The sequence below is a fragment of the Thioclava sp. NG1 genome, from assembly GCF_003122275.1.
In the GTDB taxonomy this organism is placed as follows: domain Bacteria; phylum Pseudomonadota; class Alphaproteobacteria; order Rhodobacterales; family Rhodobacteraceae; genus Thioclava; species Thioclava nitratireducens.
Map to the genome: position 1 here is coordinate 134,408 of NZ_QFBB01000003.1, position 19,165 is coordinate 153,572.

At 63.9% G+C, this 19,165-nt stretch carries 17 protein-coding genes; 11 read left to right on the forward strand and 6 right to left on the reverse strand.

The genetic code is table 11. The features are described from left to right. Positions 1-31 precede the first annotated feature (31 nt). The 9 genes from DEM26_RS06210 to gluQRS all read left to right on the forward strand — a co-directional run bounded on the left by DEM26_RS06210 (position 32) and on the right by gluQRS (position 11,120). Positions 32-649 carry a YitT family protein gene (locus DEM26_RS06210; RefSeq protein WP_088718578.1) on the forward strand — a complete coding sequence of 206 codons (618 nt, stop codon included), beginning with the start codon at positions 32-34 and terminating at the stop codon, positions 647-649. Between the two features lie 118 nt (positions 650-767). Then, a complete protein-coding gene (locus DEM26_RS06215) occupies positions 768-1,415 on the forward strand; it encodes a YitT family protein (protein WP_077701228.1) in 648 nt (215 codons plus the stop codon). 18 nt (positions 1,416-1,433) lie between these two features. Next, positions 1,434-1,769 (forward strand): DMT family transporter, encoded by a 336-nt coding sequence (locus DEM26_RS06220; protein ID WP_075774864.1) that lies wholly within the window; start codon positions 1,434-1,436, stop codon positions 1,767-1,769. 99 nt (positions 1,770-1,868) lie between these two features. Beyond that, positions 1,869-3,686 (forward strand): translational GTPase TypA, encoded by a 1,818-nt coding sequence (gene typA, locus DEM26_RS06225; protein ID WP_075774865.1) that lies wholly within the window; start codon positions 1,869-1,871, stop codon positions 3,684-3,686. A 149-nt stretch (positions 3,687-3,835) separates the two neighbouring features. Then, on the forward strand, positions 3,836-6,652 hold the full coding sequence (gene gyrA / locus DEM26_RS06230; RefSeq protein WP_109171959.1) for a DNA gyrase subunit A: 2,817 nt from the start codon (positions 3,836-3,838) through the stop codon (positions 6,650-6,652). 349 nt (positions 6,653-7,001) lie between these two features. Next, positions 7,002-8,612 carry a BCCT family transporter gene (locus tag DEM26_RS06235; protein WP_075774866.1) on the forward strand — a complete coding sequence of 537 codons (1,611 nt, stop codon included), beginning with the start codon at positions 7,002-7,004 and terminating at the stop codon, positions 8,610-8,612. A 97-nt stretch (positions 8,613-8,709) separates the two neighbouring features. Continuing rightward, complete coding sequence (gene trmFO, locus DEM26_RS06240) at positions 8,710-10,059, forward strand: methylenetetrahydrofolate--tRNA-(uracil(54)-C(5))-methyltransferase (FADH(2)-oxidizing) TrmFO (protein WP_109171960.1); 1,350 nt, start codon at positions 8,710-8,712, stop codon at positions 10,057-10,059. Then, entirely contained in the window at positions 10,056-10,250 is a 195-nt protein-coding gene (locus DEM26_RS06245) for a hypothetical protein (RefSeq protein WP_075774868.1), read from the forward strand. Before trmFO ends, DEM26_RS06245 begins: the two co-directional genes overlap by 4 nt. Positions 10,251-10,271: 21 nt before the next feature. Next, complete coding sequence (gene gluQRS / locus DEM26_RS06250; protein WP_109171961.1) at positions 10,272-11,120, forward strand: tRNA glutamyl-Q(34) synthetase GluQRS; 849 nt, start codon at positions 10,272-10,274, stop codon at positions 11,118-11,120. A gap of 28 nt (positions 11,121-11,148) precedes the next feature. Here the strand turns inward: gluQRS and hisI are convergent, their stop codons facing one another. After that, positions 11,149-11,511: a phosphoribosyl-AMP cyclohydrolase gene (gene hisI, locus DEM26_RS06255; RefSeq protein ID WP_088718574.1), complete on the reverse strand. Its 363-nt coding sequence runs from the start codon at positions 11,509-11,511 to the stop codon at positions 11,149-11,151. A gap of 61 nt (positions 11,512-11,572) precedes the next feature. Here hisI and DEM26_RS06260 point away from each other — a divergent pair, with 61 nt between their 5' ends. Then, positions 11,573-12,001: an iron-sulfur cluster assembly scaffold protein gene (locus tag DEM26_RS06260; RefSeq protein WP_109171962.1), complete on the forward strand. Its 429-nt coding sequence runs from the start codon at positions 11,573-11,575 to the stop codon at positions 11,999-12,001. Between the two features lie 170 nt (positions 12,002-12,171). On the opposite strand, the gene DEM26_RS20810 is transcribed toward DEM26_RS06260, so the two are convergent. The 5 genes from DEM26_RS20810 to sciP all read right to left on the reverse strand — a co-directional run bounded on the left by DEM26_RS20810 (position 12,172) and on the right by sciP (position 17,792). Beyond that, positions 12,172-12,294 carry a hypothetical protein gene (locus tag DEM26_RS20810; protein ID WP_255266459.1) on the reverse strand — a complete coding sequence of 41 codons (123 nt, stop codon included), beginning with the start codon at positions 12,292-12,294 and terminating at the stop codon, positions 12,172-12,174. Positions 12,295-12,406: 112 nt separating this feature from the next. Continuing rightward, entirely contained in the window at positions 12,407-14,497 is a 2,091-nt protein-coding gene (gene recG, locus DEM26_RS06265) for an ATP-dependent DNA helicase RecG (RefSeq protein ID WP_109172133.1), read from the reverse strand. Continuing rightward, complete coding sequence (gene ligA / locus DEM26_RS06270; RefSeq protein ID WP_109171963.1) at positions 14,494-16,617, reverse strand: NAD-dependent DNA ligase LigA; 2,124 nt, start codon at positions 16,615-16,617, stop codon at positions 14,494-14,496. Before ligA ends, recG begins: the two co-directional genes overlap by 4 nt. An 88-nt stretch (positions 16,618-16,705) precedes the next feature. Then, positions 16,706-17,419 carry a response regulator transcription factor CtrA gene (gene ctrA, locus DEM26_RS06275; protein ID WP_075774873.1) on the reverse strand — a complete coding sequence of 238 codons (714 nt, stop codon included), beginning with the start codon at positions 17,417-17,419 and terminating at the stop codon, positions 16,706-16,708. Positions 17,420-17,513: 94 nt separating this feature from the next. Next, entirely contained in the window at positions 17,514-17,792 is a 279-nt protein-coding gene (sciP, locus tag DEM26_RS06280; protein WP_075774874.1) for a CtrA inhibitor SciP, read from the reverse strand. 131 nt (positions 17,793-17,923) lie between these two features. Between sciP and mnmA the strand changes: the two genes are divergently transcribed. Beyond that, positions 17,924-19,060, forward strand: coding sequence for a tRNA 2-thiouridine(34) synthase MnmA (gene mnmA / locus DEM26_RS06285; RefSeq protein WP_088724335.1), 1,137 nt, complete (start codon positions 17,924-17,926; stop codon positions 19,058-19,060). Positions 19,061-19,165: the final 105 nt, after the last annotated feature.

Sequence of the window (19,165 nt, forward strand, 5' to 3'; positions counted from 1 at the left end):
GCTTGGCGTTGCCTCATGGCATCTGAGCGCCATGAGCCAGACCCGCATCCAAGACCCGCATCGTCATACCCTGCCCGAGGACACCCAAGGGCTTCTCTCCGGCACGCTGATGATGGCGCTCGCCGTAGCGCTGCTGCACGGCGCGGGCTTGTTTACCGGGCAGATCGCGGGGCTGTCGCTGGTGCTCTCCTACGTCACCGGATGGAGCTTCGGTGCGATCTTCTTCACCCTCAACCTGCCCTTCTATTGGCTTGCCTTGCGCCGGATGGGGAAGCGATTCACCGTGAAGACGGTGATCGCAGTGGCCATCCTGTCTGTCTTTACCGAGATCTTGCCGCATCTTCTCAGCTTCGCCACCCTTCACCCCGGCGCGGCGGCTGTCTTGGCGGGGGTCGTCTCGGGCGCAGGGCTTCTGGCGCTGTTTCGCCACGGCGCGAGCCTTGGCGGCGTGGGGATCGTGGCGCTTTATCTGCAGGACAAGACCGGGTTCAAAGCGGGCCGCACGCAGATCCTGTTCGATTGCGGCGTGTTCCTCTTCGCGCTGTTCGTGCTGCCGCTCGACAAGGTGCTGTGGTCGCTTCTGGGCGCGATGGTTCTGAACGTGATCATCCTGATCAACCACCGCCGCGACCGCTATATCGCTACCTGATCCGGACGCGATCGGCCGGCCACGGGCCCGCGCGCCCTGCCCGACCCTTTCGAGTACTGCAAGGCGGACCTGCGCCCAGCGAGTTGGTAGGTCAGCGATTATGCCCTATTATTAGGTCATGACCACTGACGCACATATCACCGCCGACCAGATCGCCGCCAAAGACGCGACCCGTCCGCATTACTCGAAGCTCGAGGATCTGCAGGGCCTTGTCGTGGCCGCCGCTCAAGCCGCGCTGGGAATCCACCTGCTGCGCGCCGCGGGCCTCGTGACCGGGGGCACCGCAGGCGCCGCGCTGATCCTGTCCTATATCACGGGGGTCAGCTTCGGGGTCGTGTTCTTCGTGATCAACATCCCCTTCTACGCCTTCGCATATTACGCGCGCGGCGCAGGCTTTGCGCTGAAAAGCCTCGTGACCGTGACGCTCGTGTCGCTGATGGCCGAGGCGCTCAAACCCGTTCTGCATGTCGCGGATATCCACCCTGCCGTGGCCGCCGTGCTGTTCGGGATCTCCGCAGGCGTCGGCCTTCTCGGCCTCTTCCGTCACAAGGGCTCGCTCGGTGGCGTCTCCATCGTCGCCGTGATCTTGCAGGACAAGTTCGGCTTTCGCGCCGGCTGGACGCAGCTGATCCACGACCTCTGCCTCTTCGTCATCGCGAGCTTCATCCTCGCGCCGCCTTTGGTGCTCTACTCGCTTCTGGGTGCAATCGTGCTGAATTTCGTCATCGCGATGAACCACCGCCGGGACTGGTATATCGCCGAGTGATCCGGCAGAGTGCCGGCCATGCTCAAGACCTATGTCATCCTGCTCATCGCGGTCGCTTTCGAGACCTTCGGCTCGGCCTGCCTGCAGGCCAGCCAGCAATTCACGCGGCTCTGGCCGACGGTGGGCGTGGCGGTGGGCTTCATCGGCGGGCTCTATTTCTTCACGCTGGTGCTGAAGGTGCTGCCGCTCGGGATCACCTATGCGCTGTGGTCCGGGATCGGCATGGTCCTGATCGCGGGCGTGGGCTGGCTGATGTTCAATCAGCGGCTGGATTTGCCCGCCCTGATCGGGATCGCGCTGATTCTGACAGGCATCCTCGTGATCAACCTGTTCTCGAAATCGCATTTCCACTGACACGATGCCGCATCGCGGCGAGATCGCCATGCTGGGGGGCTAGCCGAGAGGCGATCTTTCCTTTATGGGCGGGGCAACTCAAGAACAGGACGACCTCCCATGGACCTTCGCAACATTGCGATCATCGCTCACGTGGACCACGGCAAGACGACGCTCGTGGACCAGCTTCTGCGCCAATCGGGCGCTTTCCGTGAAAACCAGGCCGTCGCGGAACGCGCGATGGACAGCAACGACATCGAGCGCGAGCGCGGCATCACCATTCTCGCCAAGGCCACCTCGGTGGAATGGGGCGGCACCCGCATCAACATCGTCGACACCCCCGGCCACGCCGATTTCGGCGGCGAGGTCGAGCGTATCCTCTCGATGGTGGACGGTGTCGTGCTGCTGGTGGACGCAGCCGAAGGCCCGATGCCGCAGACCAAGTTCGTGACCTCGAAGGCGCTTGCGCTTGGCCTGAAGCCGATCGTCGTGCTCAACAAGGTCGACAAGCCCGCGGCCGAGCCCGACCGCGCGCTGGACGAGGTGTTCGACCTCTTCGCGAATCTCGGCGCCGATGACGAGCAGCTCGACTTCCCGCATCTCTATGCCTCGGGCATCGGTGGCTGGGCGGATACCGAGCTGGACGGCCCGCGCGAGAACCTCGACGCGCTGTTCGAGCTGATCCTGAAGCATGTCGAGCCGCCGAAGCAGGAATTCCGCGCCGACGAGCCGTTCCAGATGCTGGCCACCACGCTCTCGGCCGACCCGTTCATCGGGCGCATCCTGACCGGCCGTATCGAGGCGGGCACGCTCAAGGTCGGCGATCAGCTCAAGGCGCTCTCGCGCAAGGGCGAGCGCATCGAAGCCTTCCGCTGCACCAAGATCCTCGCCTTCCGTGGCCTGTCGCAGCAGCCGATCGACGAAGCCGTCGCTGGCGACATCGTCACCGTCGCAGGCATGACCAAGGCCACCGTCGCCGACACGCTCTGCGCGCCGGAAGTCGATACCCCGATCGACGCCCAGCCGATCGACCCGCCGACGATCTCCGTGACCTTCGGCATCAACGACTCGCCGCTCGCCGGCAAGGACGGCTCGAAGGTGCAGTCGCGCGTCATTCGCGACCGCTTGATGAAAGAGGCCGAAACCAACGTCGCGATCCGCGTCGAGGACACCCCCGGCGGCGAGGCTTTCGTGGTCTCGGGTCGTGGCGAACTCCAGATGGGCGTGCTGATCGAGAACATGCGCCGCGAAGGGTTCGAACTGTCGATCTCGCGCCCGAAGGTGATCTTCCGCGAGGAAGACGGCCAGCGCATGGAGCCGATCGAGGAAGTCATCGTCGACGTGGATGACGAGTATTCCGGCGTCGTGATCGAGAAGCTGACCGGCTACCGCAAGGGCGAACTGGCCGAGATGCGCCCGGCCGAGGGTGGCAAGACCCGCATCGTGGCCCATGTCCCCTCGCGGGGCATGATCGGCTATCAGGGCGAGTTCCTGACCGACACGCGCGGCTCGGGCGTGCTGAACCGCCTGTTCCATAGCTGGGCGCCATACAAGGGCCAGATCGACGGGCGTCGTCAGGGCGTGCTGATCTCGATGGAGAATGGCGTCTCTGTCGCCTACGCGCTGTGGAACCTCGAGGAGCGCGGCAAGCTGTTCATCGGTTCGCAGGAGCAGGTCTATACCGGGATGATCATCGGCGAGCATTCGCGCGACAACGATCTCGAAGTGAACCCGCTCAAGGGCAAGAAGCTGACCAACGTCCGCGCCTCGGGCACGGATGAAGCGGTCCGCCTGACCCCGCCGGTGCGTCTGTCGCTCGAGGAGGCCATCGCCTATATCAACGACGACGAACTGGTCGAAGTCACGCCCAAGGCGATCCGCCTGCGCAAACTGCACCTCGATCCTCACGAGCGGAAGCGCGCAGCCCGCGAAGGCTGATCGGCTGCGGCACGGGCCGCGCCCCGATCGCCCTAACCTGACGTCACGAAGAAGGCCCCGCGCACCCGCCGGGGCCTTCTCCATGATTGCACCCGCCGCTTGCGGCCTTTATAAGGTTCCACAACAATATCTAGAATATCGAGGCGCGCGTGACCGACACTCCTGAACCGCCGGAAACCGAAGAAGAAGGCCCCGGGCGGCCCGCTTATCTCGGCCCCACCGTTTCCATCGCGGACGAGATGAAAACCGCCTATCTCGATTACGCGATGAGCGTGATCGTGAGCCGCGCGATCCCCGATCTGCGCGACGGTCTGAAACCCGTTCACCGGCGCATCCTCTATGCGATGCACGAGACCGGGAACACTTTCGACAAGCCCTATCGCAAGTCGGCGCGTCCGGTCGGCGACGTCATGGGTCAGTATCACCCGCATGGCGACGCCGCGATCTACGACGCGTTGGTGCGGATGGCGCAGCCCTTCTCGATGTCGCTGCCTTTGCTCGACGGTCAGGGCAACTTCGGCTCGATGGACGGCGACAACGCGGCGGCGATGCGCTACACCGAAGTGCGCATGGCGAAACCGGCCAATTACATTCTCGCCGATATCGAGAAAGACACGGTCGATTTCCAGGACAACTACGACGGCAAGCAGGAAGAGCCGACGGTTCTGCCCGCACGCTTCCCGAACATGCTGGTCAACGGCGCGGGCGGTATCGCCGTCGGCATGGCGACCAACATTCCGCCGCACAACCTCGGCGAGGTCTGCGACGCGACGCTGGCGTTGATCGAGAACCCCGACATGTCGGACGAGGCGATCATGGAGATCGTCCCCGCCCCCGACTTTCCGACCGGCGGCCAGATCATGGGGCGCGGCGGTGCGCGCAAGGCTTACCTCGAGGGCCGTGGCTCGGTCATCATCCGGGCGAAGACCCGCGTGGAAGAGATCCGCAAGGACCGCTTCGCGATCATCCTTGACGAGATTCCCTATCAAGTGAACAAGGCGGCGATGATCGAGAAGATCGCCGATCTCGTGCGCGAGAAGAAACTCGAAGGCATCTCGAACATCGCCGACGAATCCGACCGCGTTGGCGTGCGTGTCGTGATCGAGCTGAAGCGCGACGCGACCCCCGATGTGGTGCTCAACCAGCTTTTCCGCTTCACGCAAATGCAGACCTCCTTCGGCTGCAACATGCTGGCGCTGAACGGCGGCCGCCCCGAGCAGCTGACGCTGCGCCAGTTCCTCACCTATTTCATCAGCTTCCGCGAGGAAGTCGTCGCACGCCGCACCGCGTTCGAACTGCGCAAGGCGCGCGAGCGCAGCCACATCCTCTGCGGTCTGGCCGTGGCGGTGTCGAACGTGGACGAGGTCGTGGCGACCATCCGCTCCTCGGCCGACGCGGCAGAGGCCCGCACCCGCCTGATGGAGCGGCGCTGGCCCGCGCATGACATCGTCGAATATCTCAAGCTGATCGACGATCCGCTGCATCCGGTCAACGATGACGGCACCTACAACCTGTCGGAAACGCAGGCCCGCGCGATCCTCGATCTGCGTCTTCAGCGTCTGACCCAGATCGGCGTGAAGGAAGTCACGGACGAGCTCGCCCAGCTGGCCGAGAAGATCCGCGAATACCTCGCCATCCTCGCCTCGCGCGAGCGGATCATGGGCATCATCGCCGACGAGCTGCGCGAAGTGCGCGAGCTGTTTGCCGTGCCGCGCCGCACCGAGATCATCGACTGGGCCGGCGACATGGCCGACGAAGACCTGATCGAGCGCGAAGACATGGTCGTGACCGTCACTCAGGGCGGCTACATCAAGCGCACGCCTCTGGCCGATTTCCGCTCGCAGAAGCGCGGCGGCAAAGGGCTGTCGGGTGGCGCGCTGAAGGATGACGACACGGTCACCACGCTCTTCGTCGCCAACACCCACACGCAGCTTCTGTTCTTCACGACCGAAGGCGTGGTCTACAAGATGAAGTGCTGGCAGCTGCCGCTCGGCTCTCGCCAGTCGAAGGGCAAGGCGATCGTCAACATCCTGCCGATCCCCACAGGCGTTTCGATCGCCGCGATCACCCCGGTCGATCGCGACGAGGCGGAATGGGACGACCTGCAGATGGTCTTCGCGACCTCCAAGGGCACCGTGCGCCGCAACCGACTGTCGGATTTCACCAACGTCATGCGCAACGGCAAGATCGCGATGAAGTTCGAGGACGAGAACGCCGGAATGCGCCTGATCAATGCGCGCATCTGTTCCGAGGACGACGACGTGATGCTGGTCACCGCCAGCGGTCGCGCGATCCGCTTCCCGGTGCCGGAAGTGCGCGTGTTCAACTCGCGCAACTCGGTCGGCGTTCGCGGCATCAAGCTGAAGGGCGATGACGAGGTCGTCTCGATGTCGGTGATCCGCCACTTCGAAGCCAGCTCGGAAGAGCGCGCGGCCTATCTCAAGCAGCGTCGCCTGATGGCGGGCGTGACCGAGGACGAGGTCGAGCCCGACGAGGACGAGGAAACCGTGGCCGAGGGGCCGCTCTCGATGGAACGTTATGCCGAGATGTCCGCCGCCGAGGATCTGATCCTGACGATCACCTCGAAGGGGTCGGGCAAGATCTCGTCGAGCCATGACTACCCGACCCGCGGTCGCGGCGGTCAGGGCGTGACGGCGATCGACAAGGCGATGCGGGGCGGCCCGCTGGTGGCCTCCTTCCCGGTCGCGATGAGCGATCAGATCATGCTCGCAACCTCGACGGGTCAGTCGATCCGATGCCCGGTGGAAGACATCTCCTTCCGCTCGCGCTCTGCCGGTGGCGTGCGTGTGTTCAACACCGCCAAGGGCGAAGTCGTGGTCTCGGTTGCACGGATCGCCGATCAGGGCGACGACGACGATCTGGATCCGGATTCCGATGGGTCGGCCGATGCACCTTCCGCGCCGGACGCCTCCGGGAACGGCGGTGCGGAGGATAGCGAAAGCTGATCCAGCGTAAGTTGCTCGCAATTCGCAACGGCTTCGCAAAAAACAATGAAATCAAGCCCCCGTTCCGCAAGGACCGGGGGCTTTCCCATTATGGCTTCCACGTTAGAAGAATAGTCGCGATGGCGAGTTCGATCTCTGGAACGTCGGCCTCCGCGTCACCCCTGGAAAAGGTTCGACCACGAACCTCTTCCGCCACAACCTCGCCTTCTGATCGCACGGAGTTTCGATGTTGCGGCTCAGCCACGTGCCGCACCGTTTCGACTCTTTGTTGCTCTCAATTCGCCATTTGCCCGGAACCACCCCTGAAGCCACCCGTTGCGGTTGCACTATTCAAAAAAGGGAGAGTTTCATGAAAGCCTTGGCAGATAGGCTCGGCCTAAGAACCGACCCGACGATCTTCTTCGTATCGGCAGGCTTCACGATCGTCTTCGTGCTCGCCCTTGTGATCTTTCCCGGCCCGATTGGCGACGCGTTCGCCGCGGGCCGTTCCTGGATCGTCGCCAATCTCGGCTGGTTCTTCATTCTCGGCGTCAATATCTGGCTGGGCTTCCTGATCTGGGCTGCGCTGTCGCGCCATGGCCATATCCGGCTCGGGCCGAAGGACAGCCGCCCGGAATATGGCAATCTGTCATGGTTCACGATGCTGTTCGCGGGCGGTATCGGCACGGTGCTGATGTTCTGGGGCGTGGCCGAACCGATCAGCCATTTCTCCGAACCACCGCTGCCGGGCGTCGAGCCTTTTTCCGACGAGGCCGCGAAAGACGCGATCTCAATCGCGATCTATCACCTCGGCCTGCACACCTGGACGATCTTCACGCTGCCGGGGCTGGGGTTTGCCTATTTCATCAACCGCTACGACCTGCCGGTGCGGGTCTCTTCGGTGTTCTACCCGCTCCTGAAAGAGGGCATCAACGGGCCGATCGGAAAGGCGATCGACATCGCTTCGATCCTCGGCACGCTGTTTGGCGTCGCCGTCTCGCTCGGCCTCGGCTCCAGCCAGATCGCCGCCGGCCTCGATGCGCTTCTCGGTACGGGCGACGGCACCTTCGTCAAGATCGCGATCCTCACCGCGCTGACCGCCGTTGCGATCACCTCCATCGTCGCTGGGCTCGACAAGGGCGTGAAGCTGCTGTCGAATATCAATATCGGCATGGCGGTCGGTCTGATGGTCTTCGTGCTGATCTTCGGCTCGACCCTGTTCCTGCTGCGCGGGATCGTCCAGACCTTCGGGCTCTATTTCTCCAACCTGCCGCATCTGGCCTTCTGGAACGACATGCTGGCCAACGAGAACCCCGACACGCCCGGCTGGGGCTGGCAGGGCTCGTGGACGGTGTTTTACTGGGCCTGGACGGTGACTTGGTCCCCCTTCATCGGGCTGTTCGTCGCGCGCATCTCGCGCGGTCGCACGGTGCGCGAATTCGTTTTCGGCGTGCTGCTGGCGCCGTCACTCTTCACCCTGATCTGGTTCGCGATCTTCGGCTGGCAGGCGATGGAGTTCGACGGCATCGGACAGGCGGCACGCGCCGCGATGGGCGATCAGGCGGGGCAATTGTCGAAAGCGGTCTCCGATAGCGTTCCGCTCGCGATGTTCGCCTTCTTCGAGCATTTCCCCTTCGTCCATATCGTTCAGGGCATCGCCGTCGTCGTGGTGGCGATCTTCTTCGCGACGTCGTCGGACTCGGCCTCGCTGGTGGTCGACATGCTCTGCACCGGCACGCCGACGCCCGGCCCCGTCCATCAGCGCGTTTTCTGGGGCGCGGCCGAAGGTCTGGTCGCGGCGATGCTGATCATACTCGCAGGCGATGCCGGGTTGACCGCGCTGCAACAGGTGATCACCGTCGTGGGCCTGCCGATCTTCATACTGGTGTCGATGATGATCCCTTCGATCATCAAGGGATTTGCGCTTGAAGACATCGACCATGTCTCGATCGGCAAGAGACCCAAGCTCGACGATTTCTGATCGCAAGAAACGGCCCGGGGATGCTCCGGGCCGTTTCCCGTTTTCCCTCCGCGGATCGGCCTTCCCTTTTGCCGCTTTGACCACTACATGAGCGGCCATGACAGAAGAACTCCATATCGTCGGCGGTGGCATGGCGGGCTCGGAAGCGGCCTGGCAGGCGGCGAATGCCGGCATCCGCGTGGTGCTGCACGAGATGCGGCCCAAGGTCGAAACCTTCGCGCACCAGACCGGCAACTATGCCGAGATGGTCTGCTCGAACTCGTTCCGCTCCGACGATCACGAACGCAACGCCGTGGGTCAACTCCATTGGGAGATGGGCGCCGCGAACGGGCTGATCATGGAGACCGCGCGTAAGCACCGTCTGCCCGCAGGCGGCGCGCTGGCCGTGGACCGCGAGGCGTTTTCGCAATCGGTGACCGAGGCGCTCCGCGCCCACGAGAATATTTCCTTTACGGAGGAAGAAGTTACGGAGCTTCCTTCAGAGGGAAAATGGATCTTTGCGACCGGGCCTCTGACGTCTGAGAGCCTCGGCAAAGCTATCCTGCAAGCCACCGGCGAAGAGCGACTGGCCTTCTTCGACGCCATCGCGCCCATCGTCTATGCCGACACGATCGACATGTCCGTCGCATGGCGTCAGTCGCGCTACGACAAGGGCGAGACCGAGGAAGAGCGCACGGCCTATATCAACTGCCCGATGACGAAGGACCAATACGAGGCCTTCATCGACGCACTGCTCGAGGCCGACAAGACCGAGTTCCACGAGGGCGAGACCGCGGGCTATTTTGACGGCTGCCTGCCGATCGAGGTGATGGCTGAACGCGGCCGCGAGACCCTGCGCCACGGGCCGATGAAACCGGTCGGCCTGACCAACGAGCACGATCCGCAGACCAAGGCTTGGGCGGTGGTGCAGCTGCGCCGCGACAACGCGCTCGGCACGCTCTACAATATCGTGGGCTTCCAGACCAAGATGAAGTACGGCGCGCAAGCTGCTGTTTTCCGGATGATTCCGGGACTTCAGGATGCCAAGTTTGCGCGTCTCGGCGGGATTCACCGCAACACCTTCATCAATTCGCCGACGCTGCTCGATGCTCAGATGCGGCTTAAGTCGCACCCGAACCTGCGCTTCGCGGGCCAGATCACCGGCGTTGAAGGCTATGTCGAAAGCGCCGCGATGGGCCTTCTGGCGGGTCGCATGGCCGCTGCGGAGCTTCAGGGCCGCGAGCTGCCGCCGCCGGGACCCGAAACCGCGATGGGGGCGTTGATCACCCACATCACAGGCGGGGCCGAGGCGAAGACGTTCCAACCGATGAATGTCAATTTCGGGCTCTTCCCGCCGATCGACGCCAAGGGCGGGCGGCGTGGCCGCAAAGACCGCTACAAGGCCTATACCGAACGCGCCAAGACGGTCTTCGGCGACTGGCTGGCACATCAAGGAGAGACCGTATGAACTACGTTCTGGCCCTGTTTCTGCCACCGCTTTCGATCCTGCTGATCGGGCGCATCTTCCTTGCGATCCTCGTCTTCGTGATCTGGGTTCCGGCGATCATCTTCTCGGGCGGCCTGACGCATCCGATGTTCATCGCGCTCGCCTGGATCCTGATCTATCAGGCGCATGCGGATCGCCGCGCGGGCGGCTGATTTGGCAGGGTGCGCGCGTCGATGATCACACGCTTCGCCCCCTCGCCAACGGGCCCGCTGCATCTGGGCCATGCCTATAGCGCGATCCTCGCGCATGACATGGCGCGCAAGGCCGGCGGGCAGTTCTTGCTGCGCATCGAAGACATCGACCAGAGCCGCGCGCGCCCGCACTGGGAACAGCAGATCTACGACGATTTACACTGGCTCGGGCTGTCTTGGGACGGGCCGGTTCTGCGCCAATCGGATCGCTTGAACCTCTATCGCGAAGCCCTTGAAAGACTTTGGGAAAGCGATCTTCTCTTTGCATGCTCCTGCACGCGGCGCGATATCGAGGCGGCGGCCTCCGCACCGCAGGAAGGCGCGCAATACGGGCCCGACGGCCTGATCTATCCCGGCACCTGCCGCGACAGCGGCGCGCGCCGACCCGGGGCTCCGCTGCCTGAAAGCGCCTTGCGTCTGAACATGACCCGCGCCGCCCGCAATATCCGCTTCGAGGAAATCTGCGCACTGCACAAAGGCACTCATCACATCTCTCGCGCCGATCTGATCGACAAGGTGGGCGATGTCGTGCTTGCACGCCGCGAGATGGGTACGTCCTATCACCTCGCCGTGGTGCTAGACGATGCCGCACAGGGCATTACCCATGTCACACGCGGCGCAGACCTGTTCGACGCCACGCAGATCCATGTTCTGCTTCAAGAGATACTTGAACTTCCGACGCCAACTTATTGCCATCACGCTCTAACTCGCGACGAGACCGGCAAGCGCCTCGCCAAGCGCGACGACGCCCGCGCGATTGCGAAATACCGCGAGGATGGGGTCACCCCGGACGAGATTCGCCGCATGGTCGGGCTACCCGCTTCCTCTTGACGGAAACATCTTCCCCGAAGGGTCGCTCTCAATCTTCCATCGGCGTGAGGATCTCGACCTCCTCGCCATCGCGGATCGCGGTATAGAAGCACGACCGGCGATTGGTGTGGCAGGCCGGGCCTTCCTGCTCCACCAGCACCAGAAGCGTGTCGCGGTCGCAATCCACCCGCATCTCGCGCAGGCGCTGCACATGGCCCGAGGTCTCGCCCTTTACCCAGAACGATTGTCGCGAGCGCGACCAATAGGTTACGCGCCCTGTTTCGAGTGTTCTCGTAACGCTCTCAGCGTTCATCCATGCCATCATCAGGATATCGCCCGACAGCGCATCCTGCGCGATGGCGGGGATCAAACCGTTGGCGTCATAGGTCAAGCTGGCGGGATCGAATGGCATCGGCTCTTTCCTTCCTGTGGCTCAGGTCCTATCTACGCCGGACGGGCCGAAGGGGAAAGAGATGAGCGACACCGATCTGATCAAGCTCTATTCGCAGCGTATTCTGGCGCTGGCCGCCGATATGCCGAGCACCGATCCGCTGCCCGAGCCCGACGTGACCATGCGCAAGCGCGCGCCGCTTTGCGGCTCCACAGTCGAAGTCGCGCTGACCTGCGCAGACGGCCGCGTGACCGGCTATAGCCAGACCGTACATGCCTGCGCGCTGGGTCAGGCTTCTGCTGCGATCTTCGGGGCCCAGGTCGTGGGCCGCACGCGCGATGAGATCGCGAAGCTGCGCGATCAGCTGGCCGAGATGCTCAAGGGCGGCCCTGTCCCCGATGCGCCCTTCGGCGATTATGAAGTACTGCAAGCCGCGCGCGACTACCCCAACCGGCATGGCTCGATCCTGCTCGCCCCCGAGGCGACGCTCGAAGCGCTCGAGCAGTGCTGAGCCGCTAACCACTCTCTCCGTCGCGATAAAAAAAGCCGCCACTCGAAAGAGCGGCGGCTGAAGGTTGCGCTTTACGGACAGGCGGGGCCTGGGTGACAGGCAAAGCCGCGGGTTTGGGACAGGTGCGGCAGCCAAAAAGCGCGAGGCAGTAACGATGAGACAGGTCGGGCTTAGAGGAGCCCCGGCAGCCAAAGCGCCATGATGAAGCTTGCGCAAAGCGCGATGCCCCCTACGGCGTCGGCCAGCAGCGTGCTGTGATTGCGGTCGAGAAGCTCCTTGATTTCCTTGGCCATCTGGCACCTCCATTCCCTCTGTTGCTACTTTGTTCTCATAATTGACGTCGCGTGTAAAGAACTTTTTAGGAACATTTGAGAACACTAGGGGAGAACGTGAGTCGAACCGGGCTCAGCCGATTCCGATCAGGCGGATCGCACGGTCCTGTTCCATCAGCCACAGCAGCACCCGCGCCGCCTGTCCGCGCGGGCCGCTCAGCTCGGGATCGTCGGACAGGAGCTTGCGCGCATCCGACTGCGCCACCGCCATCAGACCGGCCTGACGTTCAAGGTCCGCCACGCGGAAACGCGGCAGGCCCGACTGCGCCGTGCCGATCACATCGCCCGCGCCCCGCATGGCGAGGTCTTCCTCGGCGATGCGGAACCCGTCCTCGCTTTCGCGCAGGATCGACAGGCGTCGTTCTGCCGTCTCGCTCAACGGGCTCTGGTAGATCATCAGGCAGGTCGAGGCCGCAGCGCCGCGCCCGACCCGCCCGCGCAGCTGATGGAGCTGCGCGAGACCGAAACTCTCGGCCCGCTCGATCACCATGATCGAGGCGTTGGGCACGTTCACGCCCACTTCGATCACCGTCGTCGCGACCAGCACGCGTGTCTGCCCTTTCACGAAAGCCGCCATCGCGGCGTCTTTCTCGGCGGAGGGCATCTGGCCGTGAACCAGTCCCACGACATCGTCGCCAAGCGCCGCGCGCAGCGCCAGAAAGCGGTCGGTGGCGGAGCTCAGATCGACCCGCTCGCTCTCTTCGACCAGCGGGCAGACCCAATAGGCCTGCCGCCCCTCGGACACCGCCTTGCGCAGATGCTCGACCACCTCGCCCATCCGCTCCATCGCGACGAGCGCGGTCTTGACCGGCGTCCGACCCGGTGGCTTCTCGTCGAGAAGGCTCACATCCATGTCACCATATTGCGCCAGCGCGAGCGAGCGCGGGATCGGCGTCGCGGTCATGACCAGCACGTCGACCGCCTGCCCCTTGGCACCCAACTCCATCCGTTGCGCCACGCCGAAGCGATGCTGTTCGTCGATCACGGAAAGCCGCAAATCCTGAAATTCCACGTCTTTCTGAAAAACCGCATGGGTGCCCACGAGGATACCGATCGCGCCCGAGGCCAGATCGGCGAGCTTGCGCGCCCGCTCCGCCCCCTTGTCGCGTCCGGTCAGAATCTCCAGCCGGACGCCCGCCGCCTCGGCCAGCGGCGCCAGACCTTCGAGATGCTGGCGCGCGAGAATTTCCGTGGGCGCCATCATCACGCCCTGCCCGCCAGCTTCGACCGCGGTCAGCAGCGCCATTAAGGCGACCAGCGTCTTGCCCGCGCCGACATCGCCCTGCAGCAGCCGGTTCATTCGCCGCTCGGAGCCCATATCGCCCGAGATTTCGGCGATCGCGCGGGTCTGCGCACCGGTCGGCTTGTACGGCAGGCTGGTCAGAACCTGCGCCGAGAGCTTGCCCGTGCCGCGCGTCACCCGACCCTTCTTGCGCCGCGACTGGCGCCGGGCGAGCGCGAGTGTCATCTGATGCGCGAAAAGCTCGTCATAGGCGAGGCGCGCGCGCGCCGGCGCCGTGGCCGCGAGATCGTCAATCTTTTCAGGGTGATGCGCCGTTTGCACTGCGTCGCGCCAATCCGGCCAGCCCTCGCGGCGCTTGAGCGCAGCGTCGATCCATTCGGGCAGGTCCGGCGCACGCGCCAAGGCCCCCTCGGCCGCCTTCGCCATCAGCTTTTGCGTGACGCCGGCGGTGAGCGGATAGACCGGCTCGAAGCGGGGCATCTCGCCCGCATTTTCGGGCGGCAGGATGTAATCGGGATGCACGATCTGCGCCTGCCCGTCATAAATCTCGAGCTTGCCCGAAATGATCCGCCGCGCCCCGTTGGGCATCTGTTTCGCGAGCCAGTCGCCCCGCGCGCGGAAGAAGACCAGCGTGATGTCGCCTTGCGCGTCATGGCACAGAACCCGGTCTGGCGCGCCCTGCTTGCGCGCAGGGCTATGGGCGCCGATCGTCACTTCGACGGTGACTGTGGTGCCCGCGGGCACGCCTTGCACGGTCGCGACAGGACGGCGGTCGATCACCGAATAGGGCAAGGTGAACAACACGTCGCGCGGGCGGGTGATCCCCAACCCCTCGAAATGCTTGGCCGTTTTCGGACCAACGCCCGCGAGACTGTCGAGCTCGGCGAAGAGCCCGAACAGTTCGGAGGGCCGGGTGCTCATGCGCCCCCCGCGAGCGCGATCCATTCATCCTCGTCGATGACGCGGATGTTCAACTCGGCCGCTTTCTTGGCTTTCGATCCAGCGCCCGGCCCCGCGACGAGCAGGTCGGTTTTGGCGCTGACGGACCCCGAGACCTTCGCGCCAAGCGCCTCCGCCCGCGCCTTCGCCTCGGCCCGGGTCATCTTCTCCAGCGTGCCGGTGAAAACCACGGTGAGGCCCGAAACTGGACTGTCGGATTTCGGCTTCTCGGCCTCCTCGACACTCAGATGCGCGGTAAGACGGTCGATCGAGGCGCGCTCGGCCTCTTGCTGGAACGTCGTCACGACCGAGGTCGCGAGTGTCTCGCCGACGCCGTCGATCGAGATCAGGTCGTCCCATTCCGGGCCCTGGCCGCAGTCTGCCTGCGTCATCGCGGTCTCGAACGCGTCCCATGTGCCGTAATGTGTGGCGAGCATCCCTGCGCTCGTCTCACCGACATGACGGATGCCGAGCGCGAAGATCAGGCGTTGCAGCGGAATCCTGCGTTTCTCTGCGATGGCGGCAAAGAGGTTGCGCGCCGATTTCTCTCCCCAGCCCTCGCGGTTCTTGAGCTGCTGGATGCCCTGCCCGTAGCGCTCTTCCAGCGTGAAGATGTCGGCAGGTTCCTTGATCCAGCCATCCTCGTAGAATTGCTCGACCTGTTTCGCGCCGAGACCTTCGATGTCGAAAGCCGCGCGCGAGACGAAATGTTTCAGCTTTTCGACCGCTTGCGCGGGGCAGATCAGCCCGCCGGTGCAGCGGCGCACCGCATCGCCCTCTTCACGGATCGCCTCGGATCCGCAGCGAGGGCAATGGGTCGGAAAGTCGTAGGGCACCGCATCTTCGGGGCGGCGCGCGAGATCGACATCGGCGATCTTCGGGATCACGTCCCCCGCGCGATAGACCTGCACCCAGTCGCCGACGCGGATATCCTTGCCGCCGCGAATTTCCGCGCCCTTGGAATCGCGCCCGGCGATGTAATCCTCGTTATGCAGCGTCGCGTTCGAGACGACCACGCCGCCCACCGTCACCGGCGTCAGCCGCGCGACCGGCGAGAGCGCGCCGGTGCGACCGACCTGAATGTCGATCCCTTCGAGCTGCGTCCAGGCAAGCTCGGCGGGGAATTTATGCGCGATCGCCCAACGCGGCGTGGTCGAGCGGAAGCCCAAACGGCGCTGCAGCGCGAGGTCGTTCACCTTGTAGACGACGCCGTCGATATCGTAGCCGAGCGTGGCGCGCTTTGCCTCGATCTCGCGGTAATGGGCGAGCATGTCGGCAGGTCCGTCGCAAAGCTCGGTCAGCGGGTTGGTCTGGAAGCCGAGGGATTGCAGCCGCGCGATGGCCTCGATCTGGGTCTCGGCCAGCGGCGCGGAAAGCTCCCCCCAGGCATAGGCAAAGAATTTCAGCGGGCGCGACGCGGTCACTTTCGGGTCGAGTTGGCGCAAGGATCCAGCGGCGGCGTTGCGCGGATTGGCGAAACGCTTTTCGCCCGCGGCCTCGTTGCGGCTGTTGAGCGCCTCGAAATCGGCATGGCTCATATAGACTTCGCCGCGCACTTCCAGCACGTCCGGCGCAGCCGCGATCGAGGTCGGAATGTCGTCGATGGTGCGTGCGTTCTCGGTCACGTTCTCGCCGACCGCACCGTCGCCGCGCGTGGCGGCATGGATCAGCTTGCCCTTCTCGTAGCGGATCGAGAGCGACAGCCCGTCGATCTTCGGCTCGGCCGTGTAGTTCAGCTTTGCGTCGGATTTCAGACCGAGGAAGCTGCGGACGCTTTCGTCGAACTCGGTCACCTCCTCGTCAGAAAAGGCATTGGCCAGGCTCATCATGCGGATCGCATGGGTGATCTTGCCGAAGCCTTCCGCGAGTTGGCCGCCAACCTGTTCGGTGGGCGATTGCTCGGATTTCAACGCGGGAAATTTCGCCTCGATTGCTGCGAGGCGTTGCTTGAGCGCGTCATATTCCGCATCCGAAATCTCGGGCGCATCATGAGTATGATAGGCGGTATTAGCCGCCTCGATCTTGGCGATCAGGCTGGGCATTTCTGCGCGGGCCTCGGCCTCGCTCAGCGCGTCGATCTCGGTGCGGCTTGGCTCGGACATGGAAAACCCCCTCGTGCTGACCTTGGTTTAGGCAAGCGCCGAGGGGGCGTAAAGAGCCGTGACGACGGAGATCGCCGGCTTTGTGAAGTCAGGCGCCCATGGCGATGCGCCGCTCCAACTCCGAAGGGTCGGGATCGCGCAGCACGTAGCCACGGCCCCAGACGGTTTCGATGTAATTCTCGCCCTCGGTGGCATCGGCGAGTTTCTTGCGCAGCTTGCAGATGAAAACGTCGATGATCTTCAATTCGGGCTCATCCATGCCGCCATAGAGGTGGTTCAGAAACATTTCCTTGGTCAGGGTCGTGCCTTTGCGCAGGCTCAGGAGTTCGAGCATCTGGTATTCCTTGCCGGTCAGATGCACCGGCTTGCCATCGACCTCGACCGTCTTCGCATCGAGATTGACCGAGATCTTGCCGGTGCGGATGATCGATTGCGCATGGCCTTTGGACCGGCGGATGATCGCGTGAATGCGCGCCACCAGCTCCTCGCGGTGAAAGGGCTTCGTCATGTAGTCATCGGCGCCGAAGCCGAATCCCTTGATCTTGTTTTCGGTATCGTCGGCCCCGGTGAGGATCAGAATCGGCGTGTCGATCTTCGACAGGCGCAGCTGGCGCAACACCTCGTGCCCGTTCATGTCGGGCAGATTGAGGTCAAGCAGGATCAGGTCGTAATCGTAGAGTTTCGCGAGATCGATGCCTTCTTCACCCAGATCGGTGCAATAGACGTTGAGATTCGCATGGGTCAGCATCAATTCGATACTGCGCGAGGTCGTCGGGTCGTCTTCCACCAATAAAATACGCATTCTGGGTTCTCCGCATTAATCCCTCGATCAGGTCGAGACTTACATCAAATGGTTAACACCGGGTTACCTTCTCACGTTTCCGCGAGGGTGCAACCTAAAGCTGTTTGAGCTTCTGGATCGCGGTCACCTTAAGCCCTTGAATCCCGTGCCTTTCGATCGCTTCGATCCAGAGGTCGAGCTCCTCGTCGGAGAGCCCGTAGCGCTCCAGCACCTCATCGCGCGAGATCAGATCATGCGCGACCGCCTGCACGATTACGGCTTTTCGGCTGGCCACCCATCTTCGGGTTTTCGGAGAAGGCAGATCGGCACGGGTCAGGATCGTGCCGTCGGCGAGGGTCACCGCGCGCGGGCCGTCGACTTTCTTGAGATACATGGGCTCACCCCTTCAAGCTCTTCACGCCGGCCACATTGGTGCGCACGCCGTTAACACTGCGTGAAACGCGGGGTTGAGAGTGGGTCGCATTTTCCTATATTGCTGCACGTCTCGTTAAAGGACGCTTCATCATGCCCAAGGATCTGCCGCTCAATTCGCTCGGTTTCGCCAAACCGCCCGCGGACACCCGCGTCGTCGTCGCCATGTCGGGCGGCGTCGATAGCTCGGTCGTGGCCGCGAAACTCGCCGAGGAAGGCTATGACGTGGTGGGCGTGACGCTGCAGCTTTACGACCACGGCGCGGCGCTGGCCAAGAAAGGCGCGTGCTGCGCGGGGCAGGATATCCACGATGCCCGCCGCGTGGCCGAGGAGATGGGTTTCCCGCATTACGTGCTCGATTACGAGAACACGTTCCGCGAGGCGGTGATCGACGAATTCGCCGACGCCTATCTGGGTGGCGCGACGCCGGTGCCCTGCATCCGCTGCAACGAGCGCGTGAAGTTCAAGGATCTGCTGGAGACGGCGAAGGATCTCGATGCCGATTGCATGGCGACGGGCCATTACATCCAGCGCAAGGACGGCGCGGCCGGGCCCGAGTTGCATTGCGCGGCCGATCCGAACCGCGATCAGAGCTATTTCCTGTTCTCGACCACGCCGGAGCAGCTCGATTACCTGCGCTTCCCGCTGGGCCACCTGCCCTCGAAGGATGCGACGCGGGAACTGGCGGCGAAATACGGGCTGGCGGTGGCCGACAAGCCCGACAGTCAGGATATCTGCTTCGTGCCGAACGGGAACTACGCAAGCGTCATCGAGAAGCTGCGCCCCGGCGCCGCCGATCCCGGCGATATCGTCGACATGGAGGGCAACGTGCTCGGCCAGCATCGCGGCGTGATCCATTACACGATCGGTCAGCGGCGCGGGCTCGGCATCGGCGGACTGGAAGATCCGCTTTACGTTGTGAAGCTCGACCCCGAGACGCGCCATGTCGTCGTCGGCCCGAAAGAGGCGCTGTCGACCCGCACCATCCCCGTGCGCGAGATCAACTGGCTAGGCGACGAGCCCTTCACCTCGCGCGCGGAATGGCACCTGAAGGTCAAGGTCCGCTCGACCCGCCCGCCGCGCGAGGCGATCATCCGCCCCGTCTCGGAGACCGAGGCCGAGGTCGAACTGGTCGTGCCAGAGGAAGGCGTCAGCCCCGGACAGGCCTGCGTGTTCTACGCGCCCGAGGACAGCCGCATCTTCGGCGGCGGCTGGATCTACAAGAAGTAAGCCCGCAAACTGGCCGCAAACGGCACTGCGCGCGGCGAGCCCCTCCGGCTTGCCGCGCCAACGCGTTTTCGGATCGCTCAGACCGGCACGTCGCCGAGGCTCACC